Below are 955 nucleotides of genomic sequence, written 5' to 3' on the forward strand. Positions count from 1 at the left end.
ATTAAGCAATGATAGAAGACACTACGCCTGCACCAACTGTACGGCCGCCTTCACGAATCGCAAAACGCAAACCTTCTTCCATCGCAATCGGAGCAATCAGCTCTACAGTAATGGTCACATTCTCACCGGGCATTACCATTTCAACACCTTCCTCCAAAGTTACCGCTCCGGTAACGTCGGTAGTACGGAAGTAGAACTGAGGACGGTAGTTGGCGAAGAACGGAGTATGGCGACCACCCTCTTCTTTGCTCAATACGTATACTTCAGCTTTGAATTTGGTGTGCGGAGTGATAGAACCCGGTTTAGCCAATACTTGACCACGCTCAACTTCTTCACGCTTGGTACCGCGCAGCAGTACGCCAACGTTGTCACCTGCCTGACCTTGATCCAACAACTTACGGAACATCTCAACACCGGTACAGGTGGTTTTTTGAGTCTCTTTCAAGCCTACGATTTCAATCTCATCACCTACATTGATGATACCGCGCTCTACACGACCGGTTACTACTGTACCGCGGCCTGAAATAGAGAACACGTCTTCGATCGGCAACAAGAAAGGTTTGTCAACTGCACGCTCAGGAGTCGGAATGTAGCTGTCCAAAGCGGCGGCCAGTTCAAAGATTTTTTCTTTGTAAGCGGCATCACCTTCCAAAGCACGCAGAGCAGAACCTTGTACGATCGGGCAATCGTCACCCGGGAAGTCGTAGCTGCTCAACAGGTCGCGGATTTCCATCTCAACCAGTTCCAACAGCTCGGCATCATCAACCATATCACATTTGTTCATGAATACGATGATGTAAGGTACGCCTACTTGACGTGCCAACAGGATGTGCTCACGGGTTTGGGGCATAGGACCGTCAGCAGCGGAACATACCAAGATGGCACCGTCCATTTGAGCGGCACCGGTAATCATGTTTTTAACGTAGTCGGCGTGACCCGGGCAGTCTACGTGTGC

At 50.3% G+C, this 955-nt stretch carries 1 protein-coding gene; it reads right to left on the reverse strand.

What is annotated here, in order from left to right:
• Position 1 precedes the first annotated feature (1 nt).
• A partial coding sequence (gene tuf, locus AKG43_RS11840; protein WP_054617470.1) for an elongation factor Tu occupies positions 2-955 on the reverse strand: 954 nt, incomplete at its 5' end.

Source organism: Neisseria sp. 74A18, from assembly GCF_001308005.1.
Lineage (GTDB): Bacteria > Pseudomonadota > Gammaproteobacteria > Burkholderiales > Neisseriaceae > Neisseria > Neisseria dumasiana.